The sequence below is a fragment of the Promicromonospora sp. MS192 genome (assembly GCF_049532985.1).
Classification (GTDB): Bacteria; Actinomycetota; Actinomycetes; order Actinomycetales; family Cellulomonadaceae; genus Promicromonospora.
In genome coordinates this window covers 1,548,857-1,566,072 of the sequence record NZ_CP186693.1, presented here as the reverse complement: position 1 = coordinate 1,566,072, position 17,216 = coordinate 1,548,857, and the positions used below count along the sequence as shown (strand labels likewise).

Here is a 17,216-nt window from a genome sequence, read left to right as displayed (position 1 = left end):
CCGGCGGTGCGGTGGGCCAGATCCGACCGACCCCGCCCACCGCACCGCGCGATCAGGAGTTCAGGGCCGCGGTGGGCGGGGTCCTGGCGGCGTGGACCGCCGGGTACACGCCACCGCCCCGATCACTAGGGTGGCGCCCACGCCGGTGACGATCGCGACCGGCGGGAGCGCGAACGGCCAACCGGTGACGCCGCCCATGATCACCGTCCCGGCCGCGCCAAACGCGCTACCCAAACCTCGGGTGGCGCCCAGCGCAGGCCGATCTCGCGTCGTCGTTCCAGCACCGAGATGATCATGGTGTTAGCCACGCCGAGGCCGCCCCACGTCGTTGCTGCGACGTTTGGTCTCCCGGGACTCCGCTCCGAAGCCACCCGCCCAGCACCCCTCTTGCACGTTCCGCCGCACCAGTCGATTTCGATCGTCCGATTAAGGTTGGTTCCGGGCAGTAGGCACGACCGTGCCGAATGATTTTCCGGGTTGCTGCCTCCGAAAGGCCGTCTCCTCGGGAGACGGCCTTTCGTGTAACCGCAGCTCGCAAGAGCGGCCAGATCCACTGCGGCTCGCACGGGGCTCCAAGTCCAGGCCTGCACGCCCTAGTCGACCGGGCCAACGAGAGCGGACATGGCCACGGATGAGAGCGTCCGCGCCGTCGCGCGAAGCGCGTGCCGCACGAAGGCTCATGACTCGCGATCTCGCTGCTAGACGCTGGCGGAACCTTGCCGCACAGGGGCTCGACTGCTGCGCCGAGGGGTCAGGTCAGGTTCGCCACAAGGTTCGCCGCGATCCACCAGACCAGCAGAACTGCGATGGACGAGCGCGTGGTCATGGCCCCACGCTAGAACGTCGGACCGTTCCGCGGGCCGCCCACGCCGAGTACATGCACAGACATTTAATTCTCTCATTGATGCACCTCTGACATTTTCATTGCCATTGATGTCCGCTTGGCGTAGATATGTCGTATGGATGGGTTGCGTCTGCGCCCCGGGTGGTGGTTGGTGGCAGCCGGGTTCGCAGCACTGGCGGCGGGGGTCTTCGCGATCGCGGAAGGCAGCGTTCCGTTGTTGGTCCTGGGCGTGCTCACAGGGAGCATCTCGGCCGCCGCCCCATTCGTGACCAGGTGGTGGCATGCCCGTCAGGCGCGACAGGCCGCGCGCCGGGCGGTGATCGAGTCGTCCGCGCTGTTGCGGCGTGAGGGTGGCCCGGCGAGTCTGCTCGCCCCGGATCGTCAGGTCGTCCCGTTCCAGGGCAGGACCGGTGAGTTGGAAGCGCTGGTGCGCTGGTGCCTCCAGGACGGTTCCCCCGTGCGCCTGGTCACCGGGCCCGGTGGTGTCGGCAAGAGCCGACTGGCGGCCGAGCTCAAGGAGCTGATGACCCGGCAGGGCTGGGACTGTGTCGCTGTCGGCGAGGAGCAGGAGTCGACGATCCTGGCGCGGGTGCGCGACTCGACCACGGCACCGGTCCTGCTGATCGTCGACTATGCCGACACCCGTCACGAGCTCGACGACCTGGTGCGGCAGGTCGCCGCGGCCCCGTCCGGTGTACGGGTGCTGCTCATCGCGCGCAGCGCGGGCGAGTGGTGGCAACGCCTGGCCGTCGGTGAACCGCACGTCCGGGAAATGCTCCAGGACGCGTACGACGGGATCGACCTGCCCGTGCAGATCGACTCGACCGTCACCGACCAGCAGATCGTCCGCGAGGCTGCGGCAGCGTTCGCCGGCCAGCTCGGCATCCCTGCCCCGCAGGTCCAGCTCGGCGGCAGCCAGCACGGGCAAGGCCGTGTCCTGGACCTGCACGCGGCCGGCCTGGTCGCGGTCCTACGTGCACAACGTTCGCAGGACGGCACACCCGGCCAGGGACCATTGGCTGTGGACGTCTCCGATGTCCTGACCGATCTACTCCGGCACGAACAGCGGCACTGGGTCGGCACGGCCGACCACGTCGGGCTCCTGGAAGGCCCAGATGGCCTCACGATCGAGGTGCTGCGCCATGTCGTGGCCGCCGTCTACCTCGCCCCTCCATCCGACGAAGCCGAAGCCCGCCAGCTCCTGGCCCGGGTCGACCCCGGGGCCGCCACCGTCAAGGTGCTGCGCTGGTTGCGTGACCTGTACCCGGCCCGCGACACCGAGCACTGGGTCGGCACCCTGCAGCCGGACCGCATGGCAGAGCTCCACCTGGTCACAGAGCTCAGCACGTCACCCACCCTGACCACGCACCTGCTGGAGGACCTCGACGGACGCAACGCCCGCCACGCCATCGCCGTCCTAGCCCGGTCGGTAGCCGACCACTTCTCCGACCCGACCGTCCGCGGCCGCGCCCTGCACCTCCTGGACCACGCGATCGGCGCACTACCCGACGATCTGGAGCTGTTGCGGTCGGTCTCCGCGGTCATCCCCTACCCCTCCGAAGTCCTGACCCAATCCGACCTGACCCTCCTATACCGGATCCTGCACCTGATCGACCCCACCGACACCGCCGCCCGCTCCTGGGTCCAGCACGACATCGGGATGCGCCTGTACCGCCTCGGACGCCTCGCCCAAGCCATCGGCCCCCTCTCCGAGGCCGTCGACGCACGCCGCGCACTCGCGGACGCAGATCCCGCCCAGCACGAAGCCCAGCTCGCCGCCTCCCTGCGCTACGCCGGCGTGGTCCTGTCCGAGCTTGGCCGAGCACACGACGCCCTGACCCCCACGCTCGAGGCCGTCGAGATCGAGGAACGCCTGGCCCGCAGCGACCGCACCACCCACCTGGCCCACCTCGCCCGGACCCTGTGCGACCTCGGCACCAGGTACCACGAAGCCGGCCTCCCCCAGCAAGCCATCGCCCCGCTGCAAGAGTCGGTCAAGCTCAACCAGGGCCTGGCCCACAGCGAACCCGAGCGCGCCACACCGCACCTGGCCCGGTCGCTGATGAACCTCGCCATCGCGCAGAACATGCTCGGCCAGCCCGCCCAGGCCCTACCCGCGATCCGACACGCCGTGCAGATCCGCCGGGCCCTGGCCCGCGAGAACCCCGATGCCGAGCTCGTCTTTCTCGCCCGAGCCCTGGCCGAGCTGTCCTCCTGCCTGGTCAACAACGGCCAACCCGAGGACGGCATCGCACCCGCGCAGGAATCAGTCGAGATCCGTCGCCGGCTCGCCGAGACCAACCCAGAACGTCACACCGCCGACCTTGCCAAGTCCCTCCGGCAGGCAGCCACCGCGCACCGGGACGCCGGCCACACCACTCAGGCCGACCACGCCTACCGCGAGGCCATCACCATCGAACGCGACCTGGTCAGCCAGCACCCCGACCACAACACCTTCACCGCACTGGCCGAATCCCTGGCAGGCCTGGCACGCATGCAACTAGCGTCCGGGAATCCCGCCGACGCGCTCACCCCGGCCCACGAAGCGGCACGACTCATCGACTGGCGCACCAGCGACACTCCACGCGAGAACCTGCTGCCCGCAGCACGATCGCTCACCACCGTGCTGCACGCCATTGCCGACGTCCTGGAAGCCAATGGCCGCTCTGCCGAAGCCCAAGCCCGCAGGAACGACGCCACCGCACTGCTGTAAGGGGCAGGCACCCCGCGCCCCACTCACTTCGATCACGGCGCGGATTGCGTTCGGTAAGTCCCGCTTGGTCACGCGGGAGACCTCGCAGTGAGCCATCAGCTCGTCGACGACGTCAGCGGGTGATCTACGAGGGCTTCGCCCGCACACCGCAGGCAACTCCCCGACCAGTCGCCGCACACTGGACCCAGGCGAGGGGCGTCCAGGACCGCGGTCAGGACCGAGTCGTCAGTCCCATCGCATCGTGACCACGTCGAGAAGCGGTGGAGGCTTGGTGGCGAGGATCCTGCTGACTGGTGCGACGAGCGGCATCGGCCTGGCTCGCTGAGGGCCCGCACGGTCTGGTCCTGCACGGACCCGAGCCCGAGCACACGGCCGCGACGGCGATCACGGCGGTGCGCAGGGCAGGGCACCCGAGCACGACGGTCGCCTACGAGCAGGCGGACTTCACGCGGCTGGACGACGTGCGAGCTCTCGCGACCCGGGTTCGGTCCTCTCCCCTGGATGTCCTGGTGAACAATGCCGCGAGCCCGGGCCCGTCGGCGCCGAGATCCGGAGAGGCCGGGACGGAACTCGCCTATCAGGTGAACTTCTTGGCCGGTGTGCTGCTGACCCACGGTCTACTTCCGGCGTTGGCGGCGCACGGCAGGATCGTGAACGTCACGTCAGCCACCCACTACTCGGCGTCGCTCGACGTCTACGACCTTGAGTTTAGTCGCCGGACGTACTCGACGAGCGGCTGCCGAGCCGGCCTTCGGACGAGTCCCCCGATCACGATCTGCAGCGGGCACTCGTCAACGACACCGAGCGGCGCCTGGCGACCTCACTCCCCTGAGCCCGCTGTGGGCGGTGCCGCCGGGCATCGCCACCCTGCACTTTCGCACCGCTCGACATGGAGACACCAGATGGACAACAGAGAGATCGTCACGGCGGCGTTCGAAGACTGGGCGGCCGGCACCGCCCATGTCAGCCAGATCTTCGCCGAGAACATGACCTGGGAGATCATCGGCCGTTCGGCGGCCGCAGGCCACTACCCGACCCGGCAGGCCTTCACGGACGCTGTCCTTACTCCCTTCGCGCGGCGCTTCAGCAGCGACGACCCGTTCCGACCGGTCGCGGTCCGGGCCATCCACGCGGACGAGACGACCGGTACGGTCGTCGTCCTGTGGGACGGGCGCGGCACCACCACCGTAGGCACGGTGCACGAGAACACCTACGTGTGAGTCATGCGCCTGCAGGACAGCCTCGTCGTGGACGGCACCGCGCTCTACGGCAGCATCGCGTTCGACGAGCTCTGGGCCGGCGTCCAACCGACCTGACGAGGCCGCCCCGCGGTGCGGTCAGGTGCCGGGCAGCACGTCGTCCAGCCGTCGTAGCACCGGCAGGCTGAATGAGGGTTGCTTTCGTCCAGGAACATGCGTCGCGACCCGCGGGATGAAATCGGGCACGCCGGGTGGTCGTCGCATGCTGTGAGAACGCACCGCTGAGTACATCGTGCTCGGGTAGTACCTATCCGGCCATCCGATGCGAGTCCGAGACCCTCAACAACGCCAAGCAAGCGCCGTACCCAAGAAAGTAACCGAGCGACTGAAGGACTACATCTGCAGGCGTTGCGATCCGCCCGGTACCAAGCGCATATTGCAGGCATTCATTTAGGATCGGGATCCCCACCCCAGCCAAGATTGCCCACGGAGAAAATTGCAGCCTCCACCTAATCGGCACGATAAAGCCCAATGGAAGGAGCATGAGAAAGTTCCCGACCAAGTTGCCCAAGCCGGGCCCGATACTGCAGCCCACGGACGCATACATGTCGCATGAAAGCGACCCGACAAGATCACTCCATAGCGAAAGCGACAGATTTCTTGGCGGATCGAACGGGTTACTTGAAGGCCATAGCGTCAACAGTGCGTAAGCGAGGATGTTCCCCACCATGAGGCCGTCCAGGACAGAAGTGGAGAGCGCTGAGCGCCGCTCCGAACCACGGCGCGATCGACGCAGGTAGAGAACAATAATTACCCCAACCATGAATGGAGAAATCCACAAGAGAATGAACAGCAGCCCCATTGGCGTTGGGTCGATTTTAATCACCTCGTCTATTGTGCATGAATGCTAGGCGGCGCGAACGCTGGCCACCAGCCAGCGTTCGCGCACCCCAATCCGACGGCGCCAACTCTAGTTCCTGCGCACGACTATGCCGCTCGCGCCGATGCCCGGATTGTTCCGGTTAGTAGGTCACGACTCCACTGCCTTCGATGGGCCAGTTGGTGTCGGGCTTGCTGAACTTGATGCGGTAAAGGCTGCCGGAGCTGACGTCGAGCCAGACCGCCGTGTCGTAGTCGCCGCCGGCGCAGGTGTGGTTGCGCGAGCCAACTGTCCCCCAAACGCCCAGCGTGCGCTTTTGCAGTGCGAGGTTGTATGACTGGCCGACGTGACCATCGCAGGTGAAGCCGACGTGGATAAATCCTCGCTCCGAAGCGGTGAATTCCCGCGAGTAGAGCAGCCTCTCGAACGCTGCGGTGTACGAGAACGAGCCGAGTGCGGCCGAAGCCGCAGCGGTTGCCGGAGCTGTCCCAAGGAATACGGCCAGGAGGGCCGCCATCCCGATCCGTCCGATCCGATTCAAGTTTCTGAGCATTTCCGTTCCTATCCTCTCGTTTGCAACTCGTTGACACCACGTTTGGACATTATTTAGGTAACCGATCGACACCATCATGGCGTTTTCGGCACGTCTCGACGATCAAAGTGGAATTTGCCCACCTAGTGGCGGCATTGATCGCTGCGCCGGCCCACCGATTCGGAAGGAGTACGTCCCCTTGTTCCCCGGTCCGAACTCGATGACGTAGTTGCCTGCGGGTAGCGTGAACTGCTTGTTCGTGGTTCCTGTTCCTACGGTCTGGCCTACGTCGTTGATGATCTTGAACGCGTAGGGCGCGGTGATCTTGAGGTACTCGTACTGGACCGTCATGTCCTGGTCGAGTGTGAACGCGTAGCGGTCGACTGAGGCGACGGTCTCGAGGTTGCCTGCACCGGCCGCGGGTATGCCGTTGGAGACGACGGTCCCGAGCGTGTACTGGAATTGTTGCGGGGTGGGGACCTGGAAGAGCTGGAAGGAGTAGGTGCCGCTCTGTCCGCCGCCGAATTCCAGGGCGTACTGACCTGCGGGGAGGGTGAATTGCTTGTTGCTGTTCCCGGTTCCGACGACCTGTCCGCTGGTGAGGTTGATGATGGAGAAGCTGAGCGGGAAGGTTGGGCTGAAGTACTCGTACTGCAGCCTGGTCTCTTGCTGCAGGGTGAAGGTGTACCGGTCCACGGATGCGGTGGTCTCCAGGTTGCCGGCTCCTGCTGCGGGTACGCCGTTGGAGACTGTGGTGCCGAGTGTGTACGCGAAGACCTGGGGTGCTGGCACCTCGTAGATCCGCAGGGTGTAGGTGGCGCGGATGCCTGGTCCGACCTCGGCGACGTAGTCGCCTTCGGTCAGGTCGACTCGGCGGGAGGAGTCGCTCGAGACGACGACGGCGTTGGTGGTCGCGTTGAGGATCTTGTAGTTGGTCAGGGCGGTGATCTGTACCTGGTACTGGCCGTCGGCCGGGACGCTGAACGTGTACCGGTCGACCGAGGCGACGGTCTCGAGGTTCCCGGCCCCGGTCGCGGGGACCCCGTTGGAGATGGTCGATCCGAGGGTGTACGCGAACGTCTGGGGTTGTGGCGCTTCGAAGAGGTTGAACGAGTAGCTGCCCTGGATCCCGGTGACCTCGAACGCGTACTGGTCGGGCGGGATCGTGAACTGCTTGTCGCTGAAGCCTGAAGCGACGACCTGTCCGCTGCTGAGCGAGATCAGGCGGAAGTTCGGGAAGTTGAAGGTCAGCATGTCGTACTGGAGAGCCATGACGGCCGTGGTGGTGAATGTGAATCGGTCGACCGACGCGATCGTCTCCAGAGTCCCGGCGCCGGCACCGGGAACGCCGTTGGCCACGGTCGTGCCCAGCGTGTAGGCGAAGCTCTGCGGGGCTGGGACAGCGAACAGCTTGAAGGAGTAGGCGCCCTTGTCGTTGCCGTGCCCGACCTCCAAGGCGTAGGTCCCGGCGGGCAGGTCGAACTGCTTGTCGGTGTACCCGTCTCCGACGACGTCGCCGGTGGCGGTGTCGATGAGGCGGTAGTCGAAGAACTTCTGCAGGACCTGCTGGTACTGGAGCGTCGAGGCGGCCGTGAGGCTGAAGGTGTACCGGTCGACAGACGCGGTCGTCTCCAGCCTGCCGGCCCCGGTTGCGGGTACGCCGTCAGAGACGGTCGATCCGAGGGTATAGGCGAATGTCTGCGGTGCGGGGGTCTCGTAGAGCCGGAAGGAGTAGGTGCCCCTGTCTCCGCTGTGGCCGACCTCGAGCGCGTAACTGCCGGCGGGGAGGTTGAAGTCGCCGTCGGTGTACCCGCTGCCGACGGTCGCGCCGGTGGCGGTGTTGATGATGCGGTAGTTGAAGTAGGAACCCAGACGTTCGTAGCGCAGTGCAGTGGTGGCCGACAGGGAGAACGTGTACCGGTCGACAGATGAAGCGGTCTCCAGGTTTCCGGCACCGGCGCTGGGGGCACCGTCGGACACGACGGTGCCCAGCGGGTAGGTGTAGGTCTGGGCGTCGGGCACGGTGAACAGGTCGAAGCCGTAGTCGCCGGGGTACGCCGCCAAGCCCCAGGGCGTGACCCGCAGCTCGTACTGCCCGCCCGCGAGCTCGGGGGTCGTGCGGGAGCTCAAGCAGTGGTCCTGGGTGAACACCTCTTCGTCCGTGGCGGACTCGACGAGGCTGAACTTCGCTGACGTGCTGCACGTCGTCGGGGTGAACGTTAACCGGTCACCCGCAGCAGCGCTGACGACGTACGTGTCCGCTTCGCTGGTCGACTCGAAGTGCCCTCCTGCGGTGCCAGGGGTGACGGTCAGGGGCAGCGAGCTGGACGTCGTGCTCGATGCGGGGACGGCGAGGTCGAGCTCGACGTTGTCGATGCCGAGCGCGGTGTCCAGCAGTCCCCGGAAGTTGACCGGCTGCAGATCGATCCCCAGGCCCGGCCGGGCGTGCGGGATCGTGGTGGTCGCGCGGAAGCTGGTGTAGGTCGTCCCGTCGGCCGTCTGTCCTTGCCCCAGGGGGTCGAACGACCAGTCCGGTCCGCCTGAGGCGACAGGTGCCGTGCCGTCCAGGTTGAACTCGGAGAGTTCCTGCCCGTCGACCGCGACCGTCAGTCGCTGCTGGGTGTTGGTACCGGCCACGGGGCCGAACAGGTAGAGATCGAACGCGACGTCCACGTTGGCGTGGCGGGGCGCGTTGGTCACGTGCATCCGGTATCCGGGCGTGTCGAACAGCGGCCCAGCCACTGTCGTCGACCCGACGGTCTCATAGGTCCTGGACGCGAAGCTGGAACTGACCGATCCCTCGAAATCCTCGGTCAGTGACCCGTTCACGAAGGTGCTCTGCGACGGGTCGTGCGGCACGCCCTGCACGAGGGCCGAGTCCGCGGCGAACGAGTCGTCCTCAGTCAGGGCCACATCCAGGATGCACGCATCGAACTGAGGACCAGGGCTGACACCGGCGTCCGTGCAGACCGTGGTCGCGGCCGTGACCACGGTGTCGGACAGGTCAGAGACATCGGGGATGCTCGAGGGGTAGTCCAGATCGGTGAACGTCTCGGTCGACTCACCTGCCCCGTAGGTGAACATCGTCTCCTCGGCCGTGATCCGCCAGGAGTCCGCGTACGCACCGTGAATCAACTCGGGAGAAGGCGTCGCACCCGCCGGGGCGCCGTCACGGTAGGCGAAGTCGTCACCGGGCTCACCGTTGTTGTTGCCCACCAGACCCTGAGTCTCCAGGCCCTGGGGCACGAACATACGGAGGTTACGACCCTGCCGCTGCAGCACCGCGCCTTCGTTCTCACCGGCCCACAGCAGCGTGTACGCGGTGCCGTCACGCACGATCGCCGACCCGTCACCGAGCAGCAGCGACCCGCCATCATCCAGAGTGATCGCTTCACCGTCGATGCGGACGTAGTCCATGCCAATCTCGACATGCTGGTCGTCTACCTCGGTGGCGATCGGTCCCAGGACCGAGAGGTTCTCATCGAAGGCTTGGAACCGCGCTTGGACGGTGACGTCTAGGTCAGCTATCTCCATATAGGTGAACTCGCCGACCGACATCAGGTCGTAGGCCCGCCCGTCGAGGGTGACCATGTGGGGATCACCGTAGATCTTCCAGCCCACGCCCAAGGCGGCCAGCGCCGCGGCGACGCCGGCCGCGAGCCCGACCGACAACCCGCCGGCTTCGGCCGTGGCCGCAACGCCCAGGAAAGCGAGGCACCCACCCGCTGTGCCGGTGCAGAAGGCGACGATCCCGAGCACGACGACAGCCAGTGCTGCGGCGGCAGCCACCGTCACCCAGACTTCTTCGTCGTCCGGGACCGGGACGACCGGTTGTTCCGGCCAAGCAGGCAGGTCGTTCAGCTCGGGGTGCTCGTCCAGGAAGTACTCCCAGAAGTCGTCCTTCCCGTCCGAATCAGAGTCACGTCCAGGAGCCGGCGCCCAGCACCCATCCGCGCAGAACTGGGGCACTTCCTCCGGGACCGCCTCCGGCACCTCGACTTCCCCGCCGCCAGGCTGCTCTTCTTCCTGGCCACAGTCCCGGACATCCTTGCCATTTTTCGCGAAGAGCAGGATCCCAGGTGACGAGGGGTAGACCGTGAACTTCTCGATGACTTCCTTCTTGACGCCTCGCTCAGCGCAGTCACGCACCAGGACGCGGAAGGTATCGGAGTAGCCACTCAGATCCCGCGCTCGTGCGAGCCTGTTGTTGGCACCGCGAGGAAAATCCTGCAGGTAACGTGCGAGCTGGGTCTCCGCCTCGACTCGCTTGGGCTTCTTCTTGACCTCCACGAGTTCGATCGGCGCGATGGGGTCGTCCTTGTCGTACAGCAAGATGTCGATCCGACCGCTCTTCTTCCCCGTGGTCCCGGGGTAGGTGACCTCCCACTGGATGTCAGCACTGACACCGCCGACCACTGGCGCCTTGCCATAGACACCGGCGCTGTTGAGCTTCTGGATCGCTCGACCCTGCGCTATCGCCTCGGCCTGCACGCCGTAGCCCTTGTGACACTCGTGCCTGGTGTACAGAGCGTTCGCCAGAGCGGCCTTGGACGCATTGAAGCAACCGTCCAGGAGCCCCGACCTGCTGCCGCGCACTTCTTCGGCGATGCACCGGCGCGCCGATGCGCCGGTGGTCGTCGTGTCGGTGTCGTTCGGTGGACAAGCTACCGCAGCTGTCGCTTCATTGGCTGCCTGGCTGAGGACCTGCGCTACAGCCGTTCGCTCCACGGTCGTCAACCCTCGGTCGCTTGGATTCTCCTGCGCCGGGCTGATCTGGGCTGAGACAACAGTGACCGCCACCGCGGTCATGACAGTGACCAAACCACGCCAGGTCCTTACAACCCACATCAGCGCAAACCCCCACAAGTTCGGCAAGCAACCGGCAAGGAGCCTGACACGCATCTGCCACAGAAGACAGCGCTTACCGCGAACTTCACCCCGCAGGGCACTGGACTTCACCCTCAGTTGGCTCGTGAGATGACCAGTCCCGGACCAGTGGTGTTCCATAGGCCGCATGACTGTCGAGGTGGATCGCGGCTCAATCGCGAAGGCGTGGCGCAAGGCTCGGGGTGAGGAGTTCTTCTTCGAGTTCCAGCCCTCCCGCCAACAGGCCGGTCCTGCTGGTGCTGACGTGCTGCGGAGCGTCGAAGAGGCGGTCGCGGCGGTCAACGAGGCTGCAGTCGAGCGTTACGGGTTCGACGACGCACCGTTCGTTGAAGGAACGTCCGACAGCGACCATGGTGTGACCGCGCTGATGAACCCAGGCGGCGACGGCGACGAGGTCGCCACCTGGTTCACACTACTGGCGGAACGGCTGACCACAATCGGCTGGGCCGGCACGATCCGCGCCGCCCGCGTGACCGGACCGCCTACCTCAAGCATCGACGAGACTGAAATCGGTAGCGCCATAGGCGCGTTCGTCCGATTCACCCCGCACGCGCGACCCCGACCCGATACGCGAGATCCGGGCGTCGATATGAGCGATGAAGACCTCGGCGCTCTGGCAGAACAGGTGGACCACTGGAACACACAGCATGTTGACCGTATCTACTTGGCCCACGGTGACATCTATGGTCCAGCACCAGCCTCCAGGCTCGGCGCAGCATGGGTGCGAGCAGCACAACGAAATCGACTGGCTTTCGTTACCTGGGTAGACCACACCACACGTACCACCGCATCAGCCGCCCTGACAGCGGGCGCCCAAGCGACTTTCGCGATTGCTTCCAAGACCGAGCCCTGGCGCGACCGACTCGAGAAGACGACTCAACTACTGCAGCAACTGGGCCCCCGTCTTGAGATGGCACTAGTCCGCACCACGCAACCCCACGCGAGCACCTGGGCAACCCTGAACACCACACCACCAACGCCGCCCGGCAGGATTGCCTCTGTCGACGACATCCGACTGGCGCGCGAGTATGCCTTGGACGCCTACGGAACCCAGCTCCTGACCGGACACCACCTCCAGCGCGCCAACGACCTGTCCGACTGGACCATCACGGACCTGGGCAATGATCGCCACCTGGTCCAACACCCGGACCCAGAAGCCTGGTACGCCGCCGACACACCAGACCCCGAGATCCTGTCAGCAGCGCGCCGCGACTTCGGGGATCTCATCATCACCGAGGAGATCTACCGTGCGTTCATGCTTGAGGAGATAGCCCGCCGACAGCAACACTAGCCAAACGCACTCTGAAACCCCTGGACTGCGGCACGGATGGGCGGCACCCGACTGGTGGCGCAGATCAGCTGCCTCCGCGCAGGATGTACGCCAGGCCCGCAAGGACCGACGCGATCACGGCCGATGTGACGGTGATGACACCGGCAACCTCGCCCACGAGCCGCAGAGTTTGCCGCAGCGTTCGAAGTTTCCCGACCTCGTACGTGTTCGGGTTGAAGCCACTGCTGGTGGCCGCGTCGAGCAACGAACCCCGAACGATGTCATGGATCTCCTGGGACCGCTGCACGGACAGGTGACACCAGACCCCAGTCTGGTCCCACGCGCACGGCAATGTGCCGGAATTGCGGGGTTTACCACCTGTCACATCTGACGCCAGTGCGCATCCCCCAGGACTGGCCGTGGGTCCAACGACGCCGATGAGCCAGGAGTCGAGGCCGCAACACTCGAGCGCGAGGTCGCACCAGGTGAGGGACTTCATCACCGCGCTGGGTAGAGCCGTCGCCCCATCAGATTCGCCCACAGCGAAACGGCGACGGCGATGTCGGACAACTGGTCACAATCGAGCCGTGCCATCAGACACCAATGTCGGGTTTCATCGGCTTTGACCAGCCGGGAACCGCACGAATGCCGTAGTTATCCACAGGTTGCCCGTGTCCGGGCTGCGCCGCTGCGCACCTCGACGCGTAGACTCATGAGCGCCGCCACAGGCAAGGCCTCGGCGGCATGACATCAGTGTGTTTCGGCGGGTCAGGTCGGCAAACCTGACCCGCCGATTAGCACCCACGGCTAGAGCCGCGCTTACGGTGCCGGAGAGGTTTTCAGCTCCCTCCCCAACATCTTCGCACGAATAATCGGCGTAGATAACCGGTACCAGTTCGGCTCCTGTAATCGAAGGAGCAAGATGACGAACGAGATGTCGTCGTCCAGTGACGACGGCCCGGAGACAACGCCGGATGGTGATCCGGAACAGACGACGAAGCGAACCGTGCACAGGCACCTGTTCAGCAACTCGGTCTTCCTGACTGCACTTCCGGGCTCGGCCGTGAACCTGTACTCGGCAGTAGGCGTGCAGTCCATCACGAACACGGCACCGCCTGACCGCGATGGTCAGGGCCAGCCACTCGGCCTGGCCGGACCTGCAGTCCCGGGCCCCAGCCACACGGCGAGCCGGTTCCGCCGTCTCATCGGCCGGCTCGGTGGTCAGTGGATCCCGCTGCTGCTGTGCACCGCAGTTGTGGCCGTGGCGGTCCTTCGGTTCCTCCACACGTGGGCAACGCTCACGCAGTGAGCACCGGGTAGTGCCCTCGCCAGAAGGTCAGCTGACGAGGGCACTACGGCGCCTGCAGGCGACATCGCCCGCGCGACTCCCCTGGCCTCGTGGCCGGGTCACTTCTTGTCGCGCGGCGGGTTCGGGTCGTTCCCCGGCGGGATGGTGTCCGAGTCACGGATCTGGCCGTCGCGGCCGTGGATCCGGACCTCGCCACCGCCGGCGTTCTTCACGATCTCTCGCGCACGGTCGATGGCAGCCGCCTGCGTGTCAGCGTGTGCGCTGGCCCGCTTGCCCCCCGGTGCGACGACGTCCCAGCCTCCACCCTCGCTCGGTACGACATCTCGGTTGTTCTGGTTCCCCATGATCATCTCCGATCCGACAGGCGCTCTGTCGTACGTCGAGCGTCCGCCCGCGCACGCCGGGTCCGCCAGGAAAGACCAGGAACATCACCCAGGCGACGAACTGCGCCCGCGCACGGATCGTGCACCAATCGAGCTCGCACCCCAGCGGCGCCTCCCGTCGATGCGGAACCCAGAAGGCAGCCAACGCGCTCGCATCGCAGCCATGAAAGCTCAGGCCCTGGGCAGTACGCACACGCGCTCCCCTGATCCAGCGTCACGTGCACGTACCGACAGTTCGCTGAAGATCGCCTCGACGAGAGCCCGCTGCCTGCACAACCGGTCCTGCCCGGCGATGGGTGGGACGTCGGGGTCGGACTGGAGGATCCGCGCGCGACGATGGCGCACGAGGTCCTCTACGCAGGACTCGATCGTGCGCAACGGTTCTGCCCGTAGTTCCAGCAGTTCCGTTCGGCACAGCTGCGCAGTCCCATACATTTGGGCCAGGTGGTTCGAAGCGCAGGGTCGACGGCTGTTTGCGCGCCTGAACCATGGCTCCAGGCACTGCGACTAATGCATCTCGTGCTCCCAGCCTCCGCGGGTGTCGACGCCGGTCGCGTCGGCCAGGGCTTCGAGTTCGGTGATCTCCTGGCCGGTGAGCTCGACGTCTCGCGCGCGCAGGAGCCCGTCGATGTGGCCGGGCTTCGTGACGCCGATGATCGGCGTGGTGCCCTTGGCCACGGCCCAAGCCGTTGCGACGTCGGCCGGCGACGCGTCCCGGGCCGCGCCGAATGCGGTCATCCGGTCGGTCAGTGCCTGCAGTCTCGGCAGCACCTCGTTATAGGCTCTGGCCCGCCTGCTGCCCGCGGGCATCGGGCTCTGCGGCCCGTATCGGCCGGTCAGCGCGCCCTGTTCGAGCACCATGTAGGAGAAGAACCGCACTCCGTTCACCCGGCAGTGGTCGAGGATCCCGGCTTCCTCCGAGCTGCGGTAGAGCAGGCTGTAGTGGTTCTGCACAGCCTCGACCCGGTATCCGGCCTGGTCGAGGATCTGATCGGCGCGTGCGATCTCGTCCAGGTTGTGGTTGGAGACGCCGACGTGCCGGACCTTCCCGGACTCCAGCAGCGGGATCAGGCTCGGCGTCCACCGCTCGACGTCGGCGGGGCTGTGGATCCAGTACAGGTCGATGTAGTCAGTACCCAGGTTGGTCAGGCTCTGCTCGAGCGCTTCGGCAACGGGGGCGTTGCCGTTCCTGGCGATCTGCGGCGTGAACTTCGTCGACAGCTGGTACGCGCTACGGTCGAAGCCCTTCAGCGCCCTCGCGAGGGCCTGCTCGGAACGGCCCATGCCGTACACGGTGGCGGTGTCCCAGAGGGTCAGCCCGCTGGTCATGGTCTTCTCGGCGATCTCGTGCAGGTCGTGCTCGGTCAGGCGGCTACCGAAGTAGCCGTTACCGGCCTGTCCGCTGTCTCCCCACGCCCAGGTGCCGAGCGCGATGGACGGTGTCACCAGTGGATCGTTCATCATCTCTTTCCTCCACGGGTCTTGGCTGTATTGATGGTTGCGCTGACGATCAGCCGAGTCGGACGTCGCTGATGTCGATCGAGACGATGAGGGGGTCCGGGATCGCCGTGCCGTCGCCGTCACGGACGAAGATCTTGCGGCTGCCGGCGAGGAGCAGTCCGTCGGCCCAGAACTGGTCGGTCATGTACTCGACGCTCGGGGATCCGCCGGCGATGTCGACCTCGTAGTCGCGGCGGCGAAGCACGCCGTCCGTGTCCGCGTAGAGGGTCTGCGTCGGGGTGTGCGTTGCGATCTGCGGCGGGTAGGTGACACGCAGCCGGTCGAGCACGGTGCCGTCGGGCTCGGTCCACGGGCCGGTCTCCTCGACCTGCACACCGGGGAAGGTGAACGACCACGGCTCGGTGTTGTAGGTCCACATGGCGTAGCCGGTGAAGTAGGCGAGCTGCAGCCGGGTCCACGGGGTTTCCAGGACGTGGCCCTCGAAGGTCGCGCGCGGGTTGTCGACGGCCTCGATGATCTCGTCGCCGTCCATGGTCGCGCGCACTATCTCGACCCGGTCCGCGGTGAAGCGGGTGCGCACATCGGGTGCCCCGAAGCTCTCCAGGCTGGTCTCCTGGTGGCGCAGGTCGACCGTGAACCGGCCGTGCTCGGCGACTCCGGCGACCTGCTTGAGGCCCCAGAAAGGGCCGCCGAACGAACGCTCGGCACTGATGGTGGACACCTCGGCCCAGCGGGCACGGCCGCCGTGGGCATCGAGGATTCGGTCGAGAAGGTAGGTCGGGCTGGTCATGAGCATTCCTCTCAGGCGGCGGCCGTGGTGGTCTTGGCCGCCACGAACTCGAGGACGAGGCGGGCGGCCTCGTGCGGGTACTGGAAGATCGACGCATGCGCGGCATCGGGGAAGATGTGCAGCCGCGCGTCGGGGATGAGTCCGGCCAGCGTGTGGCTCCCCGGTGTGCGGATCATCAGGTCGTCGTCGCCCTGCAGGATCAGGGTCGGCTGGGTGATGGCGGTGAGGCGCTGGAGCTTGCTGAAGTCGGGGATGCCCCAGGCGAGGATCGCGTCGTACTGCGCGTCGCGCACCGTTGTCGTCGTCGGCTCGTCGCGATCCTCGCGGGAGAAGATCCGCCCGAGGAAGTCGGTGCCGAGCGCGCGGCTCGTGTCGGTGTGCGCGAAGAAGATGTAGAGCAGGCTCTCCGCGGTGCTGACGTCCAAGCGGGCCTCGCGCTGGATGTCCTCGCGCCAGCCGTGCATGGTCGGTGCGCCGGCGGGTCCGGTTCCGGCGAGCACCAGCAGACGCACGGCCCATGGGCGCAGCAGCGCGAGCTCCTGCGCGACGAACCCGCCGAGCGAGAATCCGAACAGGTCGAACGTGCGAACGCCCAGCGCATCGGTGAAGGCGAGCAGGTCGCGCGCCATCTCGGCGACGGTTGACGGAACCGTTCCTGTGGAGGCGCCCACTCCGGCGTTGTCGACGAGGATGACCTCGCGCTCAGCGGCGATGTCGTCGACCAGGTCAGGATCCCAGTTGTCCAGGTTCCCGCGGAAGTGCTGCAGGAAGACGAGGGGGACACCATCGGTGCTGTGACCGAAGCGGCGGTAGGCGTACTCGATGTCGTTCGCCGCGACGACCGTGCCGGTGCGGACGGTACGCGCGGTGATCGGGCCGTTGTCGGCGTTGTCCATGTGTGACTCCATCCCTGCGCCGATCGGGGTGACCGGCACAGGGACGAAGTTA

The 17,216-nt window shown here is 66.3% G+C and carries 12 protein-coding genes and 1 pseudogene; 5 read left to right on the top strand and 8 right to left on the bottom strand.

From position 1 onward, the window contains the following. Positions 1-1,259 precede the first annotated feature (1,259 nt). From ACO229_RS07020 to ACO229_RS07010, 3 genes and pseudogenes are all read left to right on the top strand, one after another. The gene (locus ACO229_RS07020; protein ID WP_423464303.1) at positions 1,260-3,557 is read left to right on the top strand and encodes a hypothetical protein; all 2,298 of its coding nucleotides are present in this window, start codon (positions 1,260-1,262) and stop codon (positions 3,555-3,557) included. A gap of 293 nt (positions 3,558-3,850) precedes the next feature. Next, positions 3,851-4,168, top strand: a pseudogene (locus ACO229_RS07015) (hypothetical protein); the annotation flags it as partial. A 291-nt stretch (positions 4,169-4,459) separates the two neighbouring features. After that, entirely contained in the window at positions 4,460-4,777 is a 318-nt protein-coding gene (locus ACO229_RS07010) for a nuclear transport factor 2 family protein (protein ID WP_423465362.1), read from the top strand. A 286-nt stretch (positions 4,778-5,063) separates the two neighbouring features. Here the strand turns inward: ACO229_RS07010 and ACO229_RS07005 are convergent, their stop codons facing one another. From ACO229_RS07005 to ACO229_RS06995, 3 genes are all read right to left on the bottom strand, one after another. Then, positions 5,064-5,486: a VanZ family protein gene (locus tag ACO229_RS07005; RefSeq protein WP_423465274.1), complete on the bottom strand. Its 423-nt coding sequence runs from the start codon at positions 5,484-5,486 to the stop codon at positions 5,064-5,066. Positions 5,487-5,778: 292 nt separating this feature from the next. Continuing rightward, positions 5,779-6,189 carry a hypothetical protein gene (locus ACO229_RS07000; protein WP_423464302.1) on the bottom strand — a complete coding sequence of 137 codons (411 nt, stop codon included), beginning with the start codon at positions 6,187-6,189 and terminating at the stop codon, positions 5,779-5,781. A gap of 102 nt (positions 6,190-6,291) precedes the next feature. Continuing rightward, a complete protein-coding gene (locus ACO229_RS06995) occupies positions 6,292-10,977 on the bottom strand; it encodes a VWD domain-containing protein (protein ID WP_423464301.1) in 4,686 nt (1,561 codons plus the stop codon). A 205-nt stretch (positions 10,978-11,182) separates the two neighbouring features. On the opposite strand from ACO229_RS06995, the gene ACO229_RS06990 reads away from it, so the two are divergent. Further along, a complete protein-coding gene (locus tag ACO229_RS06990; protein WP_423464300.1) occupies positions 11,183-12,346 on the top strand; it encodes a hypothetical protein in 1,164 nt (387 codons plus the stop codon). Positions 12,347-12,410: 64 nt separating this feature from the next. Here ACO229_RS06990 and ACO229_RS06985 read toward each other — a convergent pair whose 3' ends face one another. Further along, on the bottom strand, positions 12,411-12,824 hold the full coding sequence (locus tag ACO229_RS06985; RefSeq protein ID WP_423464299.1) for a hypothetical protein: 414 nt from the start codon (positions 12,822-12,824) through the stop codon (positions 12,411-12,413). 423 nt (positions 12,825-13,247) lie between these two features. On the opposite strand from ACO229_RS06985, the gene ACO229_RS06980 reads away from it, so the two are divergent. Continuing rightward, positions 13,248-13,634, top strand: a complete 387-nt coding sequence (locus ACO229_RS06980; protein ID WP_423464298.1) for a hypothetical protein — start codon at positions 13,248-13,250, stop codon at positions 13,632-13,634. Positions 13,635-13,732: 98 nt separating this feature from the next. On the opposite strand, the gene ACO229_RS06975 is transcribed toward ACO229_RS06980, so the two are convergent. The 4 genes from ACO229_RS06975 to ACO229_RS06960 all read right to left on the bottom strand — a co-directional run bounded on the left by ACO229_RS06975 (position 13,733) and on the right by ACO229_RS06960 (position 17,164). Further along, positions 13,733-13,978, bottom strand: coding sequence for a DUF2188 domain-containing protein (locus ACO229_RS06975; protein ID WP_423464297.1), 246 nt, complete (start codon positions 13,976-13,978; stop codon positions 13,733-13,735). A gap of 546 nt (positions 13,979-14,524) precedes the next feature. Continuing rightward, on the bottom strand, positions 14,525-15,478 hold the full coding sequence (locus ACO229_RS06970; protein WP_423464296.1) for an aldo/keto reductase: 954 nt from the start codon (positions 15,476-15,478) through the stop codon (positions 14,525-14,527). A 49-nt stretch (positions 15,479-15,527) separates the two neighbouring features. Continuing rightward, entirely contained in the window at positions 15,528-16,268 is a 741-nt protein-coding gene (locus ACO229_RS06965) for a hypothetical protein (RefSeq protein ID WP_423464295.1), read from the bottom strand. Positions 16,269-16,279: 11 nt separating this feature from the next. Continuing rightward, positions 16,280-17,164 (bottom strand): alpha/beta fold hydrolase, encoded by an 885-nt coding sequence (locus ACO229_RS06960; RefSeq protein ID WP_423464294.1) that lies wholly within the window; start codon positions 17,162-17,164, stop codon positions 16,280-16,282. Positions 17,165-17,216: the final 52 nt, after the last annotated feature.